At 68.4% G+C, this 21,411-nt stretch carries 5 protein-coding genes (1 of these 5 running past the window's edge); all 5 read right to left on the reverse strand.

The window, feature by feature from the left end; all coding sequences use genetic code 11:
- Window positions 1-15,281, reverse strand: the start of a protein-coding gene (locus FHW84_RS12035) for a non-ribosomal peptide synthetase (RefSeq protein ID WP_167255762.1). 16,510 nt of this gene lie to the left of the window's left edge; only the first 15,281 of its 31,791 coding nucleotides appear in the window; its start codon is at window positions 15,279-15,281; its stop codon lies beyond the left edge, outside the window.
- Between the two features lie 30 nt (window positions 15,282-15,311).
- Window positions 15,312-18,626 (reverse strand): ACP S-malonyltransferase, encoded by a 3,315-nt coding sequence (gene fabD / locus FHW84_RS12040; protein WP_167255764.1) that lies wholly within the window; start codon window positions 18,624-18,626, stop codon window positions 15,312-15,314.
- Between the two features lie 168 nt (window positions 18,627-18,794).
- Window positions 18,795-19,004 carry an MbtH family NRPS accessory protein gene (locus FHW84_RS12045; protein WP_167255766.1) on the reverse strand — a complete coding sequence of 70 codons (210 nt, stop codon included), beginning with the start codon at window positions 19,002-19,004 and terminating at the stop codon, window positions 18,795-18,797.
- A gap of 336 nt (window positions 19,005-19,340) precedes the next feature.
- A complete protein-coding gene (locus tag FHW84_RS12050; protein ID WP_343203597.1) occupies window positions 19,341-20,141 on the reverse strand; it encodes a TetR/AcrR family transcriptional regulator in 801 nt (266 codons plus the stop codon).
- A 198-nt stretch (window positions 20,142-20,339) separates the two neighbouring features.
- A complete protein-coding gene (locus FHW84_RS12055; RefSeq protein ID WP_208399756.1) occupies window positions 20,340-21,260 on the reverse strand; it encodes a hypothetical protein in 921 nt (306 codons plus the stop codon).
- Window positions 21,261-21,411 lie beyond the last annotated feature (151 nt).

A 21,411-nucleotide genomic window follows, 5' to 3' on the forward strand; every position in this document is an offset into this window, starting at 1 on the left:
GACTTGCGCAGGATAAAGCCATCGCGCAGCACGCCGGCGCTGTGCAGGATACCGTCCAGCCCTTCGGCCTCGGCGATCTCGCGCACGCAGGCCAGCACCGCGGCGCGGTCGCTTACGTCGAGCTGGCGATAACGGGCCGTGGCACCCAGCGCCGCGAGTTCGTCGAGCGCGGCCTGTGTTTCGCCGCTCAGCGGTGAACGGCCGGTCAGCACCAGGGTGGCGCCTTGGGCCTGCCTGGCGATATCTCGGGCGAACACCAGCCCGAGGCCGCCTGCACCGCCGGTGATGAGGTAGGTGCCGCCGGCTTTCCACGGCGAAACGGTATCCGCCGCCGGTTGCGCTTCCGTCCACCCGGCGGTCTGGCGCACGCCATCCACATAGCGAATCGAAACGGCGTCGTCAGAGCGGTTCTCTGCCAACACCCGCACCGCATCCTGGCCCGCCTCGATGCGGATCAGCTGGCCGCGGATCCCCGGATTCTCCAGCCGCGCGGTGCGCAGCATGCCTTCCAGTCCGGCCATCGTCTGGCCCGCGCCTTGTGCGGGCACCACCACCTGCACCAGGCAAGGGCCGGGTTCGGTGGCCCATGCGCGCAGCGTATCCAGCAAGGCGGCGGCGGCCGCTTCGTAGGACTGCGCAAGATCGCTGCCGAGTTCCACGGCCATCGCGTCGGCGAAGGTAACGCGCACACGATCGGCTTCCGCCGCCGCGAGGCCGGCAAGCAGCACGGCATGTTTTGCCACGGAGCCCGCCACGTCTCCCGAAGCCGCCTGCTGCGCAATCCATGCGGGCGCCGCCAGCAGAACCGGCGCGGCATCCTGGATGGCGGGCGCCTGGCGGAGGAGCACGCCGCCGAAACGGACGCAGATCCGGCCCGCGTCATCGCACAGGTCGATATCGAAGCTCTTGCCGGTTGAGTCGCTGTCGTCGAGCCGCGTCACCACGGCCCACATGCGCTCGGCGCACGCGGCATGGATGTCCAGCGACACGAGCGATGCGGGCAACCACAGCGTGCCGCCCTCGGGCGAAGCCAGGCCGAGCGTGGCCTGCAAGGCCGCATCGAGCAGGCTCGGATGCAGGCCGAATCCGTCCAGCTTCGTACCCGCCGGTAGAACGATGCGCGCCAGGGCCTGCCCGGTCCCGACCAGAACTTCCGTCAAACCGCGCAGCGACGGACCGTACGCCAATCCCATGCGCTCGAAGGCCAACTGGCACTGCGCCGCATCCAGCCGCGACGCCACGCAGATCCGGCGCAGGCTCTCCATGTCATGCGCGGCCGGCGGCTCGCCTTCCTCGACGACAGCCACCGATCCGACCGTGCAGACCGTATCGCCCCTGGATATCTCGAAGCGGATCGCCGCATCGTCCTGCGGCAGCAAGGCGACATGCACCTCCAGTCCATCCGCATCCGCCACCACCGGCCGCTGCCATGCCACGTCCACCAAGCGCAGCCGCTCGTCGCCATCCAGCGCCTCGCGCACGGCCCGGTGCACCATTTCCAGCTGCGCCACGCCGGGCAGCACGCGGCTGCCACGCACCACGTGGTCGGCCAGGAAAGGCTCACCGCCGGTGAAGCGCGAGCTGAAACGCTGCAGCGCGAATGTCGAGGTATTCCGGTGCAGCAGCGGATGCAATGCGGCGGCTTGCGATTCGTTCGAAGGCGCAGCCTCCAGCGGCAGCCAGTAACGCTCGCGGGCAAACGGATACGTCGGCAGGCTCACCCGGCGCAGCTGCCGGCCCGCATGCAAGCTGCGCCAGTCGAACGCCAGCCCCCTCGCCCACAGCGCCAGCAGCTTGCCGTGCTTGCCCTTGGCCAGCCACGCACGCACCGTGCCGTCCATATCGTCGTCATCGGTGAGCTCGGCCAGCGCCTCGCGGTTGCGCTTCGCCTGTCCCTGGTAAAGCTCGTCGATCGCCGTGTCGCCGGCCAGCCAGGCCGCCAGCTTGCCGCGCAGCTCGTCCAGCGTATGCACCAGCAGCGCAAGGCGCTCGTCCATCGCTTCGCGGCCGACCTGCAGCGTGTAGGCAAGATCGTGCAGCGACAGTTGCGGATCGGCCTCGATGGCGGCCAGCAGGCGCTGCGCCTGTTCGCGCAGGCGCGCGTCGTCGCGCGCCGACAGCGGCACGATGGCCGGGCCGTCGTCCCGATGCTCGATCGATACGGCTTCGACGTACTCCTCGATCACCACATGGGCATTCGCGCCACCGGCGCCGAACGAGGAAATGCCGGCCAGCCGCGGCCGCTCGCGCCCATCGATCACCGGCCGCGCCCACGGCGCCAGCTCCTGCTGCACCACGAACGGCGTCGCGTCGAAATCGATATTCGGATTCAACACCGCCGAGTGCAGGCTCGGCGCCAGCTGGCGATGCTTCAGCTGCAGCAGCACCTTGGTGACGCCGGCAATGCCCGCCGCGCTTTCGCAGTGGCCGATATTGGACTTCGCCGAACCGATCGCGCAGTAGCCGGTGTCCGCCGTCCAGTGCGCAAAGGCCTTCGACAATCCGGCGATCTCGATCGGATCGCCCAGGCTGGTGCCCGTGCCATGCGCTTCGATATAGCTGATATGGCGCGCGTCGACCCTGCCCTTGCGCAAGGCGCGTTCGATCACCTCCGCCTGCGCATTCGGGTTCGGCACCGTATAGCCGTTGGTCTTGCCGCCGTGATTGACCGCGGTGGCGCGGATCACGCCGTAGATATGGTCGCCGTCGGCCTGGGCCTGTTCCAGGGGCTTGAGCAGCACCGCGCCCACGCCCTCGCCCGGCACATAGCCTTCGCCGCCCTCGCCGAAGCTCTCGCAGCGGCCCTTGCCCGAGATAAAGCGCCCCTGGGCCAGGGTGAGGTATTTGTTCGGATGCACCGACACATTGACGCCACCGGCCAGCGCCACCGCGCAATCGCCGCGCTGGATCGCCTGGCAGGCCAGGTGGATCGCGGTCAGCGACGACGAGCACATGGTGTCCAGCGCCATGCTCGGGCCGTTGAAGTTGCAGAAGTACGAGACGCGGTTGGCGATCGACGCCGGATGGCCCGGCACCGCCAGCGCCTTGCCGCGCGCCTGCTCCTGCGCGCCGTAGAGCTGGTATTCCTCGTACATCACGCCGGCGAACACGCCGACGTTGCCGTTCCCGGCGACGTTGTCGCGGGTGTAGCCGGCATCTTCCAGCGTCGCATGCACGCATTCGAGGAACAGCCGTTCCTGCGGATCCATCAGTTCCGCTTCGCGCGGGGAGATATTGAAGAACAGCGGATCGAAGCGGTCGACGCCGTCGATAAAGCCGCCCCACTTGCCGTAGGTCTTGCCCGGGGCGTTGCGGTCTTCGTCGAAGTAGCGCGAGTGGTCCCAGCGCTCGGCCGGGATCTCGGTGATGCTGTCGACGCCCTGGCTCAGGTTGGCCCAGAACGCATCCAGATCGATGGCCTGGGGATAGCGGCCGGCGACGCCGATGATGGCAATGGCGCCGCTCTCGCCGCCGATGGCGCGGTTGCGCAAGGCATAGCGTGCCTGGCGTGTCGGAGGCGCGGCCGCCGTCTTCGTTGCCACGGGCATGGATACCGCCGCGGCCGCGCTGCGCCGCTCGCCGAGCAGCCCGGCCAGCGCCTCGCGATGCTGCCGCGCGAAATAGCCGGACAGGTCGGCCAGCGTCTGGTACTCGAAGAACAGCGTCTTCGGCAGCGGACCGAAGGTCTTTTCCAAGGCGCGTGTGAGGTCGAGCACCATCAGCGAGTCGATGCCGTAGGTCTCCATCCGCGCCTTGCGCTCGATCCGGTGCGCGGGCAGCTTCAGCGCGGCCGACAGGAAGCGCTCGAAATGGCGCGTGGCGCGTTCCAGGAAGGCAGCATCGTCTTCGGCGTGCTCTACGGCGATGGGCGCCGCCTGCGCAGGGGCGATCGCCATCGGATCCATGACGACGCTGTTTTCGGCCGACGCGGCCTCAACGGCACGGAACGCCAGCCTGTGGAAACGCAGGCGCGGCATGCCGTCGTCGCCGCACAGATCGATATCCACCACGTCCGCCGCATCGCTCCGCCGGACCACGACCCAGGTGGCATCCGCGCATGGCCCTAAGACATCCAGCGCAGCAAGCGACACGGGAAGCATCAGTGGCGGCGTGTTGCCGCCATCACCGGCGAACAGGCCAATGGAGGCTTGCAGGGCCGCATCGAGCAGGCCCGGCGGCAGCTCATAAGCCTGCCCCGCCGCGCGCCAGGCCTCGGGCAGCGCAACCCTCGCGAGCACCGTGCCCTCGCCCGCGAACACTTCGACGAGGCCGCGGAAGCCTTCGCCATAACCCAGGCCCATGGCCTCGAACAGCGCATAGCACGCGGCAGCATCGAGATGCCGCGCCGCGCAGCGCGCGCGCAAGGCATCGATGTCATGCGGCATCGGCGCAGCCGCGCTGGCCATCGTCGTGACCGTACCCCGGCCATAAAGCAGATCGCCATCCGCATGGAGTTCATAGGCGACATCGCCGCCATCCCGCGGATAAAGCGACAGATGCAGCTCCACGCCCTCGGCGCCGGCCAGCACTGGCCGCATCCACGCGACGTCCTTCAGGCGCAGGGGACCGCTGGATTCCAGCGCCAGACCCGCCGCAGCACGCGCCATCTCCAACTGCGCAACACCCGGCAACACCGCACGCCCGCCGACGCGATGATCGGCGAACACCGTCTCGTTCCCACCGAAGCGGCTGCTGAAACGCGGCCCTTCCAAGGTCGAGGTATTGCGCTTTACCAGCGGATGCAGCGCAGCCGCGCCAGCGCGCGGCGCCGCGCCCGCCGCGATCCAGTAGCGCTCCGCCGCGAACGGATAAGTCGGCAGGCTGACGCGCCGCGGCACGCGGTGGGCATGCAGCCTGCGCCAGTCGATGGCGTGGCCCTGTACCCACAGCTCGACCAGCGTATCCAGCCGCCCCTGCGCGATCCATGCCTCGATCTTGCCGTCCATGCCCTCGCGCGCCTTGTCGGCACGGCCGCGATGCACCGCGCCGGTGCCGTCCAGGAAGCGCGCCAGCTTGCCGTGCAGATCGTCCAGCGAACCGGCGATCACGCCGAGGCGTTCCTCCATCGGCTCGCGGCCGATCTGCAAGGTGTAGCTGAGATCCGCCAACGAAACGCTGGCGCGCGTCTCCGGCGAGGCGACGAAAGCCGCAAGCTGCCGCACCTGCTCTTGCAAGCGCTCGCCATCGCGCGCGGACAGCAGCACGGCGACCGGGCCTTCGGCAGCCGCCGCATCGGCCACCGGCGCGATGTACTCCTCCAGCACGACGTGCGCATTGACGCCGCCGAAGCCGAACGAACTCACACCCGCGCGCCGTGGCACGGCGCGGCCCTGCGAGTCGCGCAATGCCGTCCATTCGCGCGCCTCGCCGACTACGCGGAACGGACTGCCGGCCAGGTCGATATACGGATTGAGCGTCTGCGCATGCAGGCTCTTCACCAGCCTGCGGTGCTTCATCTGCAGCAGCACCTTGACCACGCCGGCCACGCCGGCGGCCAGTTCCAGATGGCCGATATTGGTCTTGACCGAACCGAGCGCGCAGTGCGCTTCGGCCACTTCGCCGCCGCCGGTGGCGGCGTAGAGATCGCGGAACGCCGCCTTCAGTCCATTCACTTCCACCGGATCGCCCAGCGGCGTGCCGGTGCCGTGCGCTTCGATATAGGTCACCGTGCGCGGATCGATGCCGGCGTCCTGGTGCGCGCGGCGGATCACCGCGGCCTGGGCCGCCGGATTCGGCGCGGTAAGCGAATTGGCGCGGCCGCCGTGGTTTTCCGCGGTGCCGCGCACCAGGCCGTAGATATGGTCGCCATCGCGCTCGGCATCGGCCAGCTTCTTCAGCACCAGCATGGCCACGCCTTCGCCGCGCACATAGCCATCGGCATCGGCGGAAAAGGTCTTGCAGCGGGCATCGGCGCTGAGCATGCCGGCGCGCTCGAAACTGATATGCAACTCCGGGTTGACGATGGTGTTGACGCCACCGGCCACCGCCATGGCGCAATCGCCGCGTTCGATCGCCAGCACCGCGCGGCGCATCGCCACCAGGGAGCTTGAACAGGCGGTTTCCACCGGCTCGCTCGGCCCGTGCACGCCGAGGAAATAGCTCATGCGGTTGGGGCCGACCGACGCCACCGTGCCGGTGGAGGAGTAACCCTCGATCGCCGCGCCGGCACGGCTGGCCAGGGTGGCATAGCCGCTGGGCATGGTGCCCACATACAGGCCCAGGTCGCTGCCGGCCAGCGCCGAGGCGGCGTAGCCGGCATCCTCCAGCGCCTTCCATATGTGGATCATCATCAGCCGCTGCTGCGGATCCATCAGCTCCGCTTCGCGCGGCGAGATGCCGAAAAAGGCCGGGTCGAATGCGTCCACGCCCTCGATAAAGCCGCCGCGCACAATCTGGCCCGCGCTGCCTTCCGGCGCGCGTTCGCCGTGCCAGGCCAGCCAGTCGGCGCGGCCGGCGGGCATCTCGCCGATGCAGTCGCGGCCTTCGTCGAGGTTGCGCCAGAACGCATCGATATCCTCGGCCATGGGAAAGCGCCCGCTGATGCCGATAATCGCAACCGGTTGTTTCGCTGCGGGTGCGGGGGCCGCGGCGGTGGCGGCGTAGCCGCGGCGCGCGCGGCGGGCCTCCTGCGCCGGCGCTTCGGCCGCGACGACCGGTGCGGGCATCGCTGCCGCCGGCACCGGCGCGGCAAAGCGCGCCGCCAGCACGTCGCGGTATTCGCGCTCCAGGTAACCGGCCAGGCCATCCAGCGTGGAGTACTCGAAGAAGATCGTCGGCATCAGGTCGAGGCCGTACTGCCGGTTCAGCGCGTTGGCGAAGCCGGTCAGCGAGATCGAATCGAAACCGTATTCGTTGAGCGAGGTATCGCCATCGAGATCTTCCGGCTTCACCTTGATCAGCGCGGATACCTGGGCCATCAGCGCGCGCTTGAGCGGATCGCGCAGGCCTTGCGCCGGAGCGGCATCGCTGGATGCAGCGGGCACGGCGCGCGCTTCCGCCGCAGGCGCGACACGGGGCGCATCGAGAAAGACTTCGCGAATGCGGGCGGCATCGCCTTCGATCACCAGCACCTGGCCGATGCCGGCGGCCAGCGCCCGGTGCAGCGCATCCACGCCGTGGGCGCTGCCCATCGCGCGCATGCCCCACTGCCGCAGCAGCATGGCGCGCGTCGCCTCGTCGGCGTGCATGCCGCCCTCTTCCCACAGCGGCCAGTTCACCGACAGCGAGCGGCCGTAGCGCTCGCCACGCACCACGCGGGCGGCGCGTTCGTGCGCGAAAGCGTCCATGAAGGCGTTCGCCGCGGCATAGTCGGCCTGGCCCACATTGCCCGCGGCGCCGGCGATCGAGGAGAAGCAGACGAAGCAATCCAGCGGCATGTCGCGGGTGGCTTCGTCGAGATTCAGCGTGCCGGCCACCTTGGCCGCGAAGACGCCGCGCAGCTGCTGGCGGGTCTTGCCGGCCAGATAGCCGTCGCGCAATACGCCGGCTGCGTGGATCACGCCGTCGAGGCTTTCGAACTCTTCGGGGATACCGCGCACCAGCGCGGTCAGCGATGCAGCATCGGCGACGTCGATGGCGTGATACCGCACCACGGCGCCGAGTGCTTCCAGGCGACGGATGACCGTGTGGATGCGTTCGTCCGGCGCGGAGCGGCCGGTCAGCACCAGCACCGGATTGCGCACGTCGCGCGCGATCGCTTCGGCGAAGATCGAGCCGAGTCCGCCGGCGCCGCCGGTGATCAGGTAGACGCCGTGGTCCTTCCACGGCGAGGAAGCAGCGGGAACCTGGCGTTCGGCCCAGCCCGCCACCTGTCGCTCGCCGCCGGCGTAGCGCACATGGCGCGCGTCGTCGTCCCGGTTGTCCAGCAGCGCCCTGGCGACATCCTGTCCGGGTTCGACCGCGATCAGCTGGCCGTGGAGGCGCGGATTTTCCAGGCGCGCCGTGCGCAGCATGCCGAGCAGGCCGGCCATCGGGCTGCCGTCGCCATGGGCGGGCACCACGATCTGCACGCGATGGATGCCGCCCTGCGTGGACAAGGCCTGCAACCGCTCCAGCAAGGTAGCGGCGGCGGCTTCGTAGCATGCCGCGAGATCGCCATCCATCGAAGTCGCAACCACGGTCACGCCCGGCGGTGCAACGCCCGCGTCGACACCGCAGGCCATGACCAGATGGCTGGCGAACGGCTCGGCGCCGGCAGCGCCGGCCGGTTTCGCGGCCCATGCCGGTTCCAGCATCAGGGTGCGAGCCGCGGCAGGCTCGTTCGCCGCGGCCGCCATCGCGCGCAGCCCCACGTCGGTGAAGCGGACGCAGACCGTCCCCTGCTCGTCGCACAGATCGATATCCAGGCGCGGCACCGCCTGCCCGGCGCCGCTGCCGGCGCTGTAGCGCACCATGGCCCAGGCGGCATCCGCGCACGGGCGCAGCACCTGCAGGCCGCCGAGCGCGAACGGCACCTGCGGCACGGCAGCCGCGGGCACCGGGAACTGCAGGCCCAGCGTGGCCTGGAATGCCGCATCAAGCAGGCTGGGATGCAGTTCGTAGCCATCCGCCGGCGCCGCTGCAGGAACGGCAATGCGCGCGAGCACCTGGCCGGCGCCGGTGAAGAGTTCGCGGATGCCCTGGAACGACGGCCCGTACTGCAGACCCATCCGCGCCAAGGCGGCGTAGCAGTCCGCTGCGGTGTAAGTCGTCGTGCACGATGAGCGCAGCAGCACGAGATCGTGATTCGCCACCGCCTCGGCGCCGCGCCCATCGACGGCCATGCCTTGTGCGTAAACCAGGTCGCCCTCGCCATGGATCTCGAAACCGACAGCGCCGTCGGCTTCCGGATAAAGCGACAACTGCAGCGCGATGCCATCCGGACCGGCAACGATCGGCCGCAGCCACGACACGTTCTTCAGGCGCGGCTCGAAACCGGCACCGGCCACTTCGGCGACCGCGCGGCGCGCCATTTCCAGCTGGGCGACGCCGGGCAGCATGCGCGTGCCACGCACTACATGGTCCACGAAGAAGAATTCGTCGCCGCTGAAGCCGGCACTGAAACGCGGCCCGTCGAGATCCGAGGTATTGCGCTGCAGTAGCGGGTGCAGGTTCGCACCGGTCATGACGGCAAGCGGGCGGGCCTCGCCCGTCTGCACCCAATAGCGTTCGCGCGCAAACGGGTAGCTGGGCAGGCTGATGCGCCTCAGCGGTGCATCCGTGCGCAGGCGCGCCCAATCGATCGCCAGGCCCCTGACCCACAGATCGAGCAGCTTGCCGAACTTGCCGCGCGCGATCCACGCCTCGACGATGGCTTCCGCATCGTCGTCGCCGGCGAAGACAGCCAAGGCGTCCTTGTTGCGCCGCGCCTGTCCGCGATAAAGATCCTCGATCGCGCTTTCTCCGGCCACGTAGGCCGCGAGTTTCGTGCGCAGATCTTCCAGCGAATGAGCGAGCACGCCAAGCCGCTCGTCCATCGCTTCGCGGCCCACCTGCAGGGTGTAGGCCAGATCGTGCAGCGGCAGTTGCGGGTCCGCCTCGATCGCGGCAAGCAGGCGCGCAGCCTGCTCACGCAGCCTGTCCTCATGGCGCGCCGAAAGCACGACGAGCGCCGGACCGGACGGCTGTGCCGCCGGTTGCGGCGCGATGTACTCCTCGATCACCACGTGGGCATTCGCCCCACCCGCGCCGAACGAGGAAATGCCGGCCAGCCGCGGCCGCTCGCGCCCATCGATCACCGGCCGCGCCCACGGCGCCAGCTCCTGCTGCACCACGAACGGCGTGGCGTCGAAATCGATGTTCGGATTCAGCACCGCCGAATGCAGGCTCGGCGCCAGCTGCCGATGCTTCAGCTGCAGCAGCACCTTGGTGACCCCGGCAATCCCCGCCGCGCTTTCGCAGTGGCCGATATTCGACTTCGCCGAACCGATGGCGCAGTAGCGCGTGTCGCGCGTCCAGTGGCGGAACGCCTTGGCCAGGCCTGCGATCTCGATCGGGTCGCCCAGGCTGGTGCCCGTGCCGTGCGCCTCGATATAGCTGATCTCGCGCGCGTCGACGCCGCCCCGGCGCAGCGCGCGCTCGATCACCTTCGCCTGCGCGTTCGGATTCGGCACCGTGTAGCCGTTGGTCTTGCCGCCGTGATTGACCGCGGTGGCGCGGATCACGCCATAGATGTGGTCGCCATCGGCCTGCGCCTGCGCCAAGGGCTTCAGCAGCACCGCACCCACGCCCTCGCCCGGCACATAGCCTTCGCCGCCTTCGCCGAAGCTCTCGCAGCGGCCCTTGCCCGAAATAAACCGGCCCTGGGCCAGCATCAGGTACTTGTTCGGGTGGATCGACACATTGACGCCGCCGGCGATGGCCACGGCGCAATCGCCGCGCTGGATGGCCTGGCAGGCGAGATGGATCGCCGTCAGCGACGACGAGCACATGGTGTCCAGCGCCAGGCTGGGGCCGTTGAAGTTGCAGAAGTAGGAAACGCGGTTGGCAACCGAGGCGGGGCTGTTGAGCAGCGCAAGGTTGTTGCCGCGCGCCTGCTCCTGCGCGCCGTAGAGCTGGTATTCCTCGTACATCACGCCGGCGAACACGCCGACGTTGCCGTCCTCGGCCACGTTCTCGCGCGTGTAGCCGGCATCTTCCAGCGTGGCATGCACGCATTCGAGGAACAGGCGCTCCTGCGGGTCCATCAGTTCCGCTTCGCGCGGCGAGATATTGAAGAACAGCGGATCGAAGCGGTCGACGCCATCGATAAAGCCGCCCCATTTCCCGTAGGTCTTGCCCGGCGCATCGCGGTCGGCGTCGTAGTAGTCGCGGTAGTCCCAGCGTTCGGCGGGAATCTCGGTGATGCTGTCGACGCCCTGGCTGAGGTTGGCCCAGAACGCGGCGAGATCGGCCGCCTGCGGATAGCGGCCAGCCACGCCGACGATGGCGATCTCGCCGGCCGCGCTCGTGGCATCGAGCGCCGCCGCCAAGCGCTCGGGCTGGCTGGAACCGAAACGCGGACGGCGCGACAGCGGCGTCGGCGCGACTGTGTCGCGCGGCCCCGCCACCGGTGCTTCCTGCGCGGTCTCACCCAGCGCTTCGACCAGCCGCTCGCGATGCTCTTCGAGGAAATGCCCCGCCAGTTCGGCAATGGTCTGGTATTCGAACAGCAAGGTCTTGGACAGCGTGCCGAACACCTGCTCCAGCGAGCGGGTCAGCTCCATCACCAGGATCGAATCGATGCCATAGGCTTCCATCCGCGCCCGTGCGTCGATGCTCTCCGGCGCACGCTTGAGCGTGCCGGCCAGCAGGCGGACGAAGTAGCGCACCGCCTTGTCGCGCAATTCGGCGGAGACGGAACCCGCCTCGATCGGAGCTGTGGACACCGCAGCCGGGCTGTCCACGAGCGCAGCCTTGAACCGGGCGATCGCGCCTTCCGCCACCAGCACTTGCGCAACGTCCAGCGCCAGCGCCTGCTCCAGCGCGGCGAGGCCGCTGGCCGTGCGCAGCGGCACCAGCCCGCTGTGCGCGAGCAGCTCCGCGCGCGTTGCGTCATCGACGCGCATGCCGCCCGCTTCCCACAGCGGCCAGTCCACGGACAGGCTGCGGCCGCGGCGCCGGCCTTGGGCGACGAGTTCGGCGCGATGGCGGGCGAAGGCGTCCATGAAAGCGTTCGCCGCCGCATAGTCGGCCTGGCCGACATTGCCGAGCGCGCCGGAGGTGGAGGCGAAGCAGAGGAAAAGATCCAGATCCAGATCGCGGCTGGCTTCGTCCAGATGCAGCGTGCCGGCGACTTTCGCGCGCAGCACGTCGCGCAGTTCGTCGCGGGTCTTGCGCACCAGCAGGCTGTCGCGCAGGACGCCGGCGGCGTGGACGATGCCGTTGAGGCTGGCAAGTTCGCTGACGCAGGACAGGACCGCTTCCCGGTCGCCCACGTCGAGCTGGCGATAGCGCACCGTGGCGCCCATGGCCGCCAGCTCGGCGAAGCCCGCATCGGGCAACGGCGAGCGGCCGGTGAGGATCAGCGTGGCGTCCTTTGCGGACGCGGCGATGTGGCGAGCGAGGATCCGGCCCAGGCCGCCTGCTCCGCCGGTGACCAGGTAGGTTCCACCCGCTTTCCAGGGCGAGCGCGCGACGGATGGCGCCGCCGTCTCCTGCCACGCACCTTCCTGGCGCACGCCATCCACATAGCGGATGCGCGATGCGAGGCTTTCGCGGCTATCGGCGATGGCCCGGGCGATGTCCTGCCCCGGCTCGACTTCGATCAGCTGGCCGACAATGCGCGGATTCTCGCGCTGCGCGGTGCGCAGCAGGCCGCCGAGGCCGCCCAGCAGCTGCGCTTCGCCGGCTTGGGGAACGACCACCTGCACCAGGTGCCGCCCGGGTTGCCGCACCAGCGCCTGGATCGCTTCGAGCAGCGAAGCCGCCGCCGACTCGTAGCGCTCCGCCAGATCGCCATGCATGTCGATATCGACAAAGGCCGCGCCGGGCACGTGCGGGCTCGCTGACGGCACGCATGACAGCACCAGATGTTGCGCGGGAACCGCTCCGGTCGCGGCCGCCGCTGGCGTCCATGCAGGGACGAACAGCGCCGTGCGCACGGCTTCTTCGTTCGCCTGCCCCACCGCACGCAGCGAGAAGCCGCCAAGGCGCGCGCAGACCGCGCCACTGTCGTCGCACAGATCGATATCGAAGCGGCTGACGCCATCGCCAGCGCGCTGTCCTGCTTCGCGGCGGAGCAGCGCCCACAGGTCGCCATGGCATGGCGCCATCACCTCCAGCGACGCCAGCGCAAAAGGCAGGGCGAGTCCGGCATCCGTCCACTGCCCGTCGGCGGCGACCACGATGGCCGCCTGCAGCGCGGCATCCAGCACGCTGGGATGCAGCACGTAGTCGCCCTGCGAAGGCTTGGCGGCGTCGGGCAGCACGATGCGCGCAAGCGCTTCCGTATCGCCGATCAGGACATCGCCCAGCGCGCGATGCGCGGGCCCGTAGGCCAGGCCGATACGATCGAACAACTCGTAGCTGGCGCCCGCCTTGCGGACGGAGCGCCGGCAGCGCGCCCGCCATGCGGTCAGATCGTGCGTCGCAGGTTCGGCAGCAGCAAGCTGCCTTGTCACCGCACCCTGGCTGTAGACGCTGCCCTCGCCTTCGTCGTCGTAGATCTCGAAGCCGAAGCGCCCCTCGCCTTCCGGGAACAGCGCGACATGGCAATCCCTGGACTCGTCTTCGGCGACGAAGGGGCGCAGCCACACCACATCCTGCAGGCGGCAGGCGCCACCCGCGGGGAACGCAAGCTCCGCGGCGCAACGGACCATCTCCAGCTGCGCCGCCGCCGGCAGGGTCGGCCGCGACTGCACCACGTGGTCGGCAAGGAAAGATTCGCGGCCGCTGAACCGGCTGGTGAAGCGCAGGCCGGAGACGGTCGAGGTATTGCGATGCACGAGCGGATGGATCGCCGCCTGCGCGCCGACTGCCGTTTTCAGCTCGACCCAGTGCTTGTCGCGCACGAAGGGATAGGTCGGCAAGGCGAGGCGGCGGCGCGGAACGGAGGCGTAAAGAGCGGCCCAATCGAAGGACTCGCCCGCGGCCCAGCGCCGCGCCGTTTCGAGCGCGTCCGCATCGGGCTGGACCAAAGCCGCTTCCGCGGACCATGCGGTCGCCTCGGCCGAAAGCTCGCCGGCAAAGATGCCGCGCGTGTCGCCCTCAAGCCACGACTGCAGCCGCGCGCGCAGCACCGCCACCGAATCCACCACCACCGCCAGGCGCGCCGCCATCCCCTGCCGTCCCATCTGCAGGGTGTAAGCGAGATCGGCCAACTGTCCATCGCCGATTTCACCGGAAGCCAGCACGTCCAGCAGCTGCTTCGCACGCTCGCGCAGCACCGGCACGGTCTTCGCGGAAAGCACGATCAGCGCAGGTTCGCGCGACGGGGCCACCTCGTCGGCTGCCGCCTCGCTACCGGGATACTCCTCGACCACCACATGCGAGTTGACGCCGCCGAAGCCGAACGAACTGATGCCCGCGCGGCGCGGAACCGGCCGCCCGTGTGCGTCCTTGCGCACCACCCACGGCTGCGCCCGGTCGACGATAAAGAACGGACTGCCTTCCAGCGCAATGCGCGGATTGAGCCTGGTGTAATGCACCAGCGGCGGAAACACGCCATGGCGCATGCACAGGATGGTCTTGATCAAACCGGCCATGCCGGCCACCGATTCCAGGTGGCCGATATTGGTCTTGACGCTGCCGATGCCGCAGGACCCGGCATCCAGTACTTCGCCGCGCTCCTCCGCCACGCGGGCGAAAGCCATCTTCAGGCCTTCGATCTCGATCGGATCGCCCTTGGGCGTGCCGGTGCCGTGCGCTTCCACATAGCTCACCGTGCCCACCGGCACGTCCGCTTCGCGCAGCGCATGCGCCACCACGTTGGACTGCGCCAGCGAACCCGGATAAGTGACCGTGCGCGCATGCCCGCCATGGTTGACGGCGCTGCCGCGCAGCACCGCCAGGATGCGGTCCTTGTCGGCCACCGCCTTGGCCAGCGGCTTGACCAGCACCATCGCCGCGCCTTCGCCGCGCACGTAACCGTTGGCGCGCTCGTCGAAGGTCTTGCAGCTGCCGTCCGGCGACAGCATGCCGGTCTTGGAGAACGAGATGAAATGGGTCGGGCTGCACAGCACGCTGACGCCGCCGACCAGGGCCTGCTCGCATTCGCCGCGGCGGATGGCGTGCGCGGCCTTGTGCAAGGCCACCAGCGAGCTAGAACAGGCCGTGTCGACCGGAATGCTGGGGCCGTGCAGGTTGAGGAAATAGGAGATGCGGTTGGGAATGAGCGCGGTATGCGTGCCGGTGGCGACGTGCGCCTCCACGGTATCGAGCGCGCGGCCCAGGTGGTCGCGGTAGTCGAAGGTGAACACGCCGACATAGACGCCGGTGCGCGTGCCGCTGAAGGCGCGCGGGTCGTAGCCGGCATCCTCCAGGCAGTTCCAGGCCTGCTCCAGCATGATGCGCTGCTGCGGATCCATCACCGCCGCTTCGCGCGCGGAGATGCCGAAGAAGTCGGCGTCGAAGAACTCCACGCCGTCCATGAAGCCGCCCCACTTGCTGGTCGACTTGTTCGGCTCGCGCACGTCGGGCGAGTAGAACGCCTCCCTGTCCCAGCGGTTCGCCGGCACCTCGCCCACGCTGGAGACCCCGGCGCCCAGGTTGCGCCAGTACTGCGCATAGTCGGCGGCGCCCGGGAAGCGGCAGGACATGCCGACGATGGCGATGTCCTCGCGTTCGGGGGATACATTGATCGGCTCGATCTGACCGGCGTTCATGCGCGTGCCTTCCTGTGCTTCGATTCGTTGTCAGCCGCGGCGCAGCCGCGCGAAGGAACGGTTGAGATGCTCGGCCGCGCCTTCCATCACGCGGACGGCGATGTCGTCCACGTGGCGCGCGGTCCACGGCTCCAGCGCCGTGCCCTTCACCCACTGGTTGAACGAGCCCAGCGCGGGGCCCGTCTGGATCTGGTAGTTCACGCGGTCCTCGCCCTTGCCTTCCATGGCGATGCGCGTGCAGTAGGCGAAGTACCAGCGGAACACCAGGGCCATCTTGTGCCTGGCATTGGCCTCGGCCTTGGCGATCTCGTGCTCCAGGCCCACCGAGCGGAAATAGGCGCGGGTCTCTTCCCAGATCTCACCGAAGCTCTTGCGGAAGAACGTCGTCTCCAGCTGCTTGCGCGTGCGCTCGGGAATGTCCTCCAGGCTTTCGTGGTGGCGGTACAGCGACAGCAGCTTGTTGGCGCGCGCCGGGAAGAACACCGACTTCTTCAGCACCTGTACCTGCGCGCCGATCTCGAACATGTCGCCGGCCGGCGCGTACTCGGTGTCCTGGATGTCCATGGCCTGCAGCAGCGCCTTGCCGTCGGCGCTCATGCCCGACTCCACCGTGCACTGGTTGATCGAGCCGGTGACGATAAAGTCCGCGCCCAGCAGGAAGGCCGCGGCCGCGGCCTCGGGGCCGCCGATGCCGCCGGCCAGGCCCATGCAGATCGGCTCGGCATAGCCATGCGCGGCCTGCAGCTCGTCGCGCAGCTTCATCAACGGCGGCAGCATCACCGCCACGATGCCGCCGTCGGTATGGCCGCCGGAATCGGCTTCGACGCAGACGTCGTGGCTCATCGGCACCGACGGCGCCCAGGCCGCCTGCTCCGCCGTGACCAGGCCGCGTTCGAGCAGGCGCTCGACGATGGCCGGCGGCGGGGGGCTCATGAAGGCGCGCGCGACTTCCGGGCGCGACACCTTGGCAATGACGCGATGCGTGCACACCAGCTCGCCTGCAGCGTTGCGCCGCAATCCATTAAGGCGGAAACGCACCAGCGCCGGCGTCATCTGCATGAAGGCCGCCGCCTCCACGTTGCGCACGCCGTGGCGCAGGTAGAGATCCACCACCGCCTCTTCCTGCGCCGGGTACTCGTAGTTGGCGAGCAGGTTCATGCCATAGGGCTGGCCCGCATCGAGCTCCGCCTTGATGCGCAGCAGCCCCTGCTCGATCTTTGCCGGCGACAGTCCGCCAGCGCCGAAGAAGCCGAGCAGGCCGGCCTTGCCCATGCGCACCACCAGTTCGGCCGAGGCGACGCCGCGGTACATCGCGCCGCTCATATAGGCGTAGCGCACGCCGTGGCGGCGGCGGAACACCGCGCTGCCCAGCGAGGAGGCTTCGATCGCGCCGGGTTCGCCGCGCGGTGCGGTGAAGGACTCCGCCGGCGTGCCGGCGTCATCGGCACGGGGAACGATGGCAGGCGCTACCGGCGCGGCATCGTCCTCGTCGTCGAAAATCGGCGTCTGCGTGCGGCGGATCTCCGTCACCATCCTGGACAGGATCGTGGCGCCCAGCTCCTGGAACTCCACCTCGCCCTTGCCCATCACGTAGCGGATCGAATCCACCCAGTGCACGGGGGTGGCGATCTGGCTGGCCAGGGTGTCGGCGATGCGGCTGCCTTCGTACGGCCGTGCGGTGGCATTGGCGATCACCGTGGCCTTCGGCGCCTCGAAGCTGAAGCCGCGCAGGAACTCGGCGAATTCCGCCTGCACCGGCCGCATATGGCGCGAATGGAACGGCGCGCTGACGTTCAGCGGCACGTAGCGCAGCTGCATCTTCTCGAACAATTGCGCCGCCGCCGCAAGCGCCTCATGGTCGCCCGCGATGATCGTCTGCGTGGGCGTATTGAGGTTGGCGATATCGATGCCGTGCAGGCGATGCTCCTGCAGCATGCCGCGCAGGTCCTGCGCCGACGGCCCCATCACCGCGGCCATGCCGCCGCCGCTCGCGCGCCCCATCAGCTCGCCGCGCTTCTGCACCAGCCGCAGGCCGGTTTCGAAGGAGAACACGCCGGCCGCGTGCAGGGCGTTGTACTCGCCCAGGCTGTGGCCGGCGAAGATGACGGGCGCATCCGCGGCCCCGCCGGCTTGCACCTGGTAGTAGTGCAGCGCGTTGACCACGTACAGCGCGGGCTGCGTGTACTGGGTCTTGGAAAGCAGGCCGTCGCGGTCGTTGAGGCACAAATCTTCCAACGAATAGCCGAGGATTTCCGACGCCTTGCGCACCTGCTCGGGAAAGAGCGGGAACAACTCCTTGCCCATGCCTTTGAATTGCGAACCCTGGCCTGGAAAGATGACTGCCTTCATGGGGCGTGACTCCGGTAGTTGTCCGTTACTTACCTGTCCCTTGCCTGCCGCTGCCGTTCGCGCGGGTCTGGGCAGCAGCGCATCGAGCCGCGCGAGATCGCCGCCGGAAGACGACAGGATCGGGCGGATCTGCGCGCCTCCGACCGGCAGCGCGTGTTTCAGCAGCGTCGCCATCGTCCCGGCGGGGCTGGCGTCGATATAGCGATGGCCCTCTGGCGCACCGATCGCCGCCAGTGTTTCCGGCAGGCGGATGGGATCGCGCACGACGGACCAGAAATCGGTGGGCGTCATCGCCGGCAGCACGGCGCCCGCGGTGCAGCAGGCGACGGGCAGATGGCCGGTTTTCGGCGCGAGCGTGCGCAGGAAGGCTTCGTACGGCGCCTTCGCCGCGTCGACCCAGCGCGAGTGGAACGGAAACGCCACGGGCAGCCGCTGGAAACTCATACCGCGCTGGCGCAGCAGATATTCCACGGCCTCGCCGTTGGCTTCCGGCAGCGACAGCACCGTATGCCGGGCGAAGTTGCGCGCGCCGACTTCGCACAGCGCGAGCAGCGCCGCGTCGAGATAGAGCTGCGGATCGCCGAGCACGGCGATCATGCGCCCGGGCTCGGCATGTGCCTCGACCGCCAGCGCCTGCTCGATCACCGCCAGCAGCGCGGCGTCCGCATCGATCCAGCCGGCGGCGGCCGCGGCGGCGAACGTGCCGAGGCTGGAACCGAGCACCAGGTCGAACTGCAGGCCGCGTTCGCGCAGCGACGTCGCCAGCGCATGCTCGACCATGAAGATCGCGGCATGGCTGTGCAGCAGGCGCGTCAGCGGTTCATGGCTGCTCTGCGCGGGATACAGCAAGGCCAGCACGGACTCGCCGCAACGCTCGCGCACCACCCCTTCGGCGTGCTGCATGCTCGCGCGGAAGCATGCATCGCCTTCGAACAATTCACGCCCCATCCCCACGTGATGGGTACCCTGCCCCACGAACGAAAGTACGGTTTTCACGAGCGACGCATCCATACTGGCTCATGGCTCCGCTGCACGGCCGCGGTGACGGCCGTGCGCACACGGAAACCATGGCTGACCGTGCAGCCAACTCCCCTCCCCCAAGGGGCATCACGATGACGATCCCCAACAGATCGTCAGTAACGCAAAACGAACCGCGCCGCGGCGCTAACGGCGCACGCTGGCGCCGAGCGACGTCGGACGCATGTCAGTCCACGTCGCTCCGATGAATTCGAGACAGGCCGCCTTCGGCCCCTGCTTGCCCGCTTTCGCCCACCCTTGCGGCAGCGCCTTGTACGCGGGCCAGGTCGAGTACTGGCCGTGCTGATTGACCACGACTTCGTAAAGTGTTTCCGACGGGCGCGAACCGGTAGACATGCGTACTCCTAACGAGGGACGTCCTGGCGCCGACGCGCGCACGACGTTTCAGATCCATGGAAAACGATGCTGATGCGGCAGGAATGGCGGCAGGCACGCGCGCCTGCTGGCGCGCTGAGCGGCATGCTTGACCCTCCCCTCGTAGATTCTTCAAACAATGCGCGCGGCTTTGCAAGCCGCAAGTTTTTGCGTTGCTGTGTGCAGTTGGCGTTTTCGCCGATTCGTCGGCGTATTGCGCAGGTACGCGACCGGTGCGCGCGCACCCGGCTCACTGGTAGGCGATGCGTTCTTTGGTGAACAGGAAGGGCCGCGAACGCTTGCGTCCGCGGCGGGCGCTCAGGCGCCGTCGTTCGATTCGTTCAACATGGTCAGCACGCCGAACGATTTGTGGCTCACCTGGCCGCTGGCCGCCTGCACGGCATCGGTCGCTTTCGCCGCGGCGTCGGCCTGCCCCATCACCTGCTCGACGATCTCGATCTGTTCCGGACTGCCGAAGGGACTGGTCAGCATCGGCGACAGCAGGGAAATCAGGCGCGCCAGCACCACGGCATCGCTCAAGGTTTCGCCCATGCCGAGCGAGGCGATGAGTTCGTCCATGTCCTCGCCGGCGAGCAGGCCGGACAGGCTCTTGAGGATGAAATGCAGGCGCATGCCCAGTTCGTTGCGCGGCAGTTCCGGCAGCGCTCGCGAGAACGCTTCGAAGAAACGCCCGAAGATCGGGCGGTAATGCTCCTGCAGATGGTCGCGGATAAACGGCGAGGCGTCGCTGTAGACGCGGCCGAGCAGGCGCATGAAGGCAGGGCCGCCGGCGGGATCGCGGCTGAGCCGCAGCGCCGGCACGAACAGGATGCTCAACACGGCCGACGCATGCAGCGGCTTGCCGTCCGCCTCCTGTTCGCAGGCGGCCAGCAATTGCAGGCGCTCCTGGTTGAGGCGGTCGAGCCGCTTGGACAGCAGCTCCTGCACCAGCAGTTCCTTGCTGCCGAAGTGGTAATTCACGGCGGCCAGGTTGGCGTCGGCGAGCTGGGTGATCTGCCGCAGCGACATGGATTCGAAGCCGCGCTCGATAAACAGCGCTTCGGCTGCCTGCAACAGGCGGATACGGGTATTTCCCGACGCGGTCACTTGGCTATTCACGCGTAAATTCTCACCTTTGCCGTTCTGCCCGATCCTACCAGCACGGACGGACCATAACCGGCATGAAAACGAGTTCAATATCCAGAATTGAATAGCCGTTTCGGCGGGAGCAACCCCTCTCCCATCCCCGCGGGCAAAGGAGAGGGGTTTTATTCCGTGAAAACCGGCGGCTTATTCAAAGATAATCGTGGAACCGGCTTACTTTTCGCTGGCCTGCACGTAGATGGTCGGCCCGATCGCCGTATCCCCGCTCATGATGGCCGTGTTCTTTCCTGCCGCGGCTGGCAATCCTTCCTTGAGGTTGACCGCGGCCGTCACGATACCCTGCAGGATCGGCGTGACGATCGGGATCGGCAACAAGGTATTGCCGCAGCCTTCGGCCTTCGGCACGGCGAAGGAGTTGTCGACCAGGGTGCCGCCATCGGCCATCAGGATCTGCCCGGCCGGGTCCGTCGTATCGAGGAAGGACAGCGCTGCCGGCACGCCGCTGATCGGCGTATTCGGCGGCGGCGGACTGGTGGTATTGGCGACCAGTTTCAACACGATCGGATGGCTGGCCGAGCCGATATAGCAGGTGTTGCCGAGGAAGGGATTCTGCAGATGGATGCGGATCGGCAGCTGGATGACCGTGGGGTCTTCCGGCGGCAACGGCGGGAAGGAAGCGTTGATCAGATTGGCCTGCGCCGGCCCCACCGGCTCCGCGGTGGCGTACACGTCATTCACCGTATTGACGATATGCCAGAACGCCTGCGCCAGCGGTCCGGGCCAGGTGGAGTCCGGTTCCATCAGGCCGAGCAGGCCGCCCGGCACTTCCAGCGGCGTGGCCGACATGGCGGGCGCGCCATCGACGGGAACATAGAGCGCACCGAGGTCGGCGATATTGTTGACGCCGCCCTGCAGCACGATCGGCTTGGTGATCGGCACCGTGGCCTTGCCGATCTTGAACGAGCCCGAGGTGATGGTGGAAACGACGCAGGCGGTGACCTGGTCGTTCGATTGATACGGGCAATGCTGGAAAACCGCATAGTCGCCCGAAGGTGTTCCGGCACTCGCCGTCTGCGCGCAGATGCCCAGCGCGCCAGCGGCGGCGATGCCGAAGAGCTTCAATGTTTTTGACATGGTGATCTCCGGTATTTCTAGTGAAAGCTTGCGCATGGCAAGCCATGGATTCCGGCACGGCCGCACCGGGCCCGCGGGCGCCAAAAGGCCCTGCAGGCGGCTCCCCACTTGAAAATCAGCTACGGCACGACGCTCGATCGCGGCGCGGATA

Origin of the sequence: Dyella sp. SG562, assembly GCF_011759495.1 — a bacterium.
GTDB classification, from domain to species: Bacteria; Pseudomonadota; Gammaproteobacteria; order Xanthomonadales; family Rhodanobacteraceae; genus Dyella_D; species Dyella_D marensis.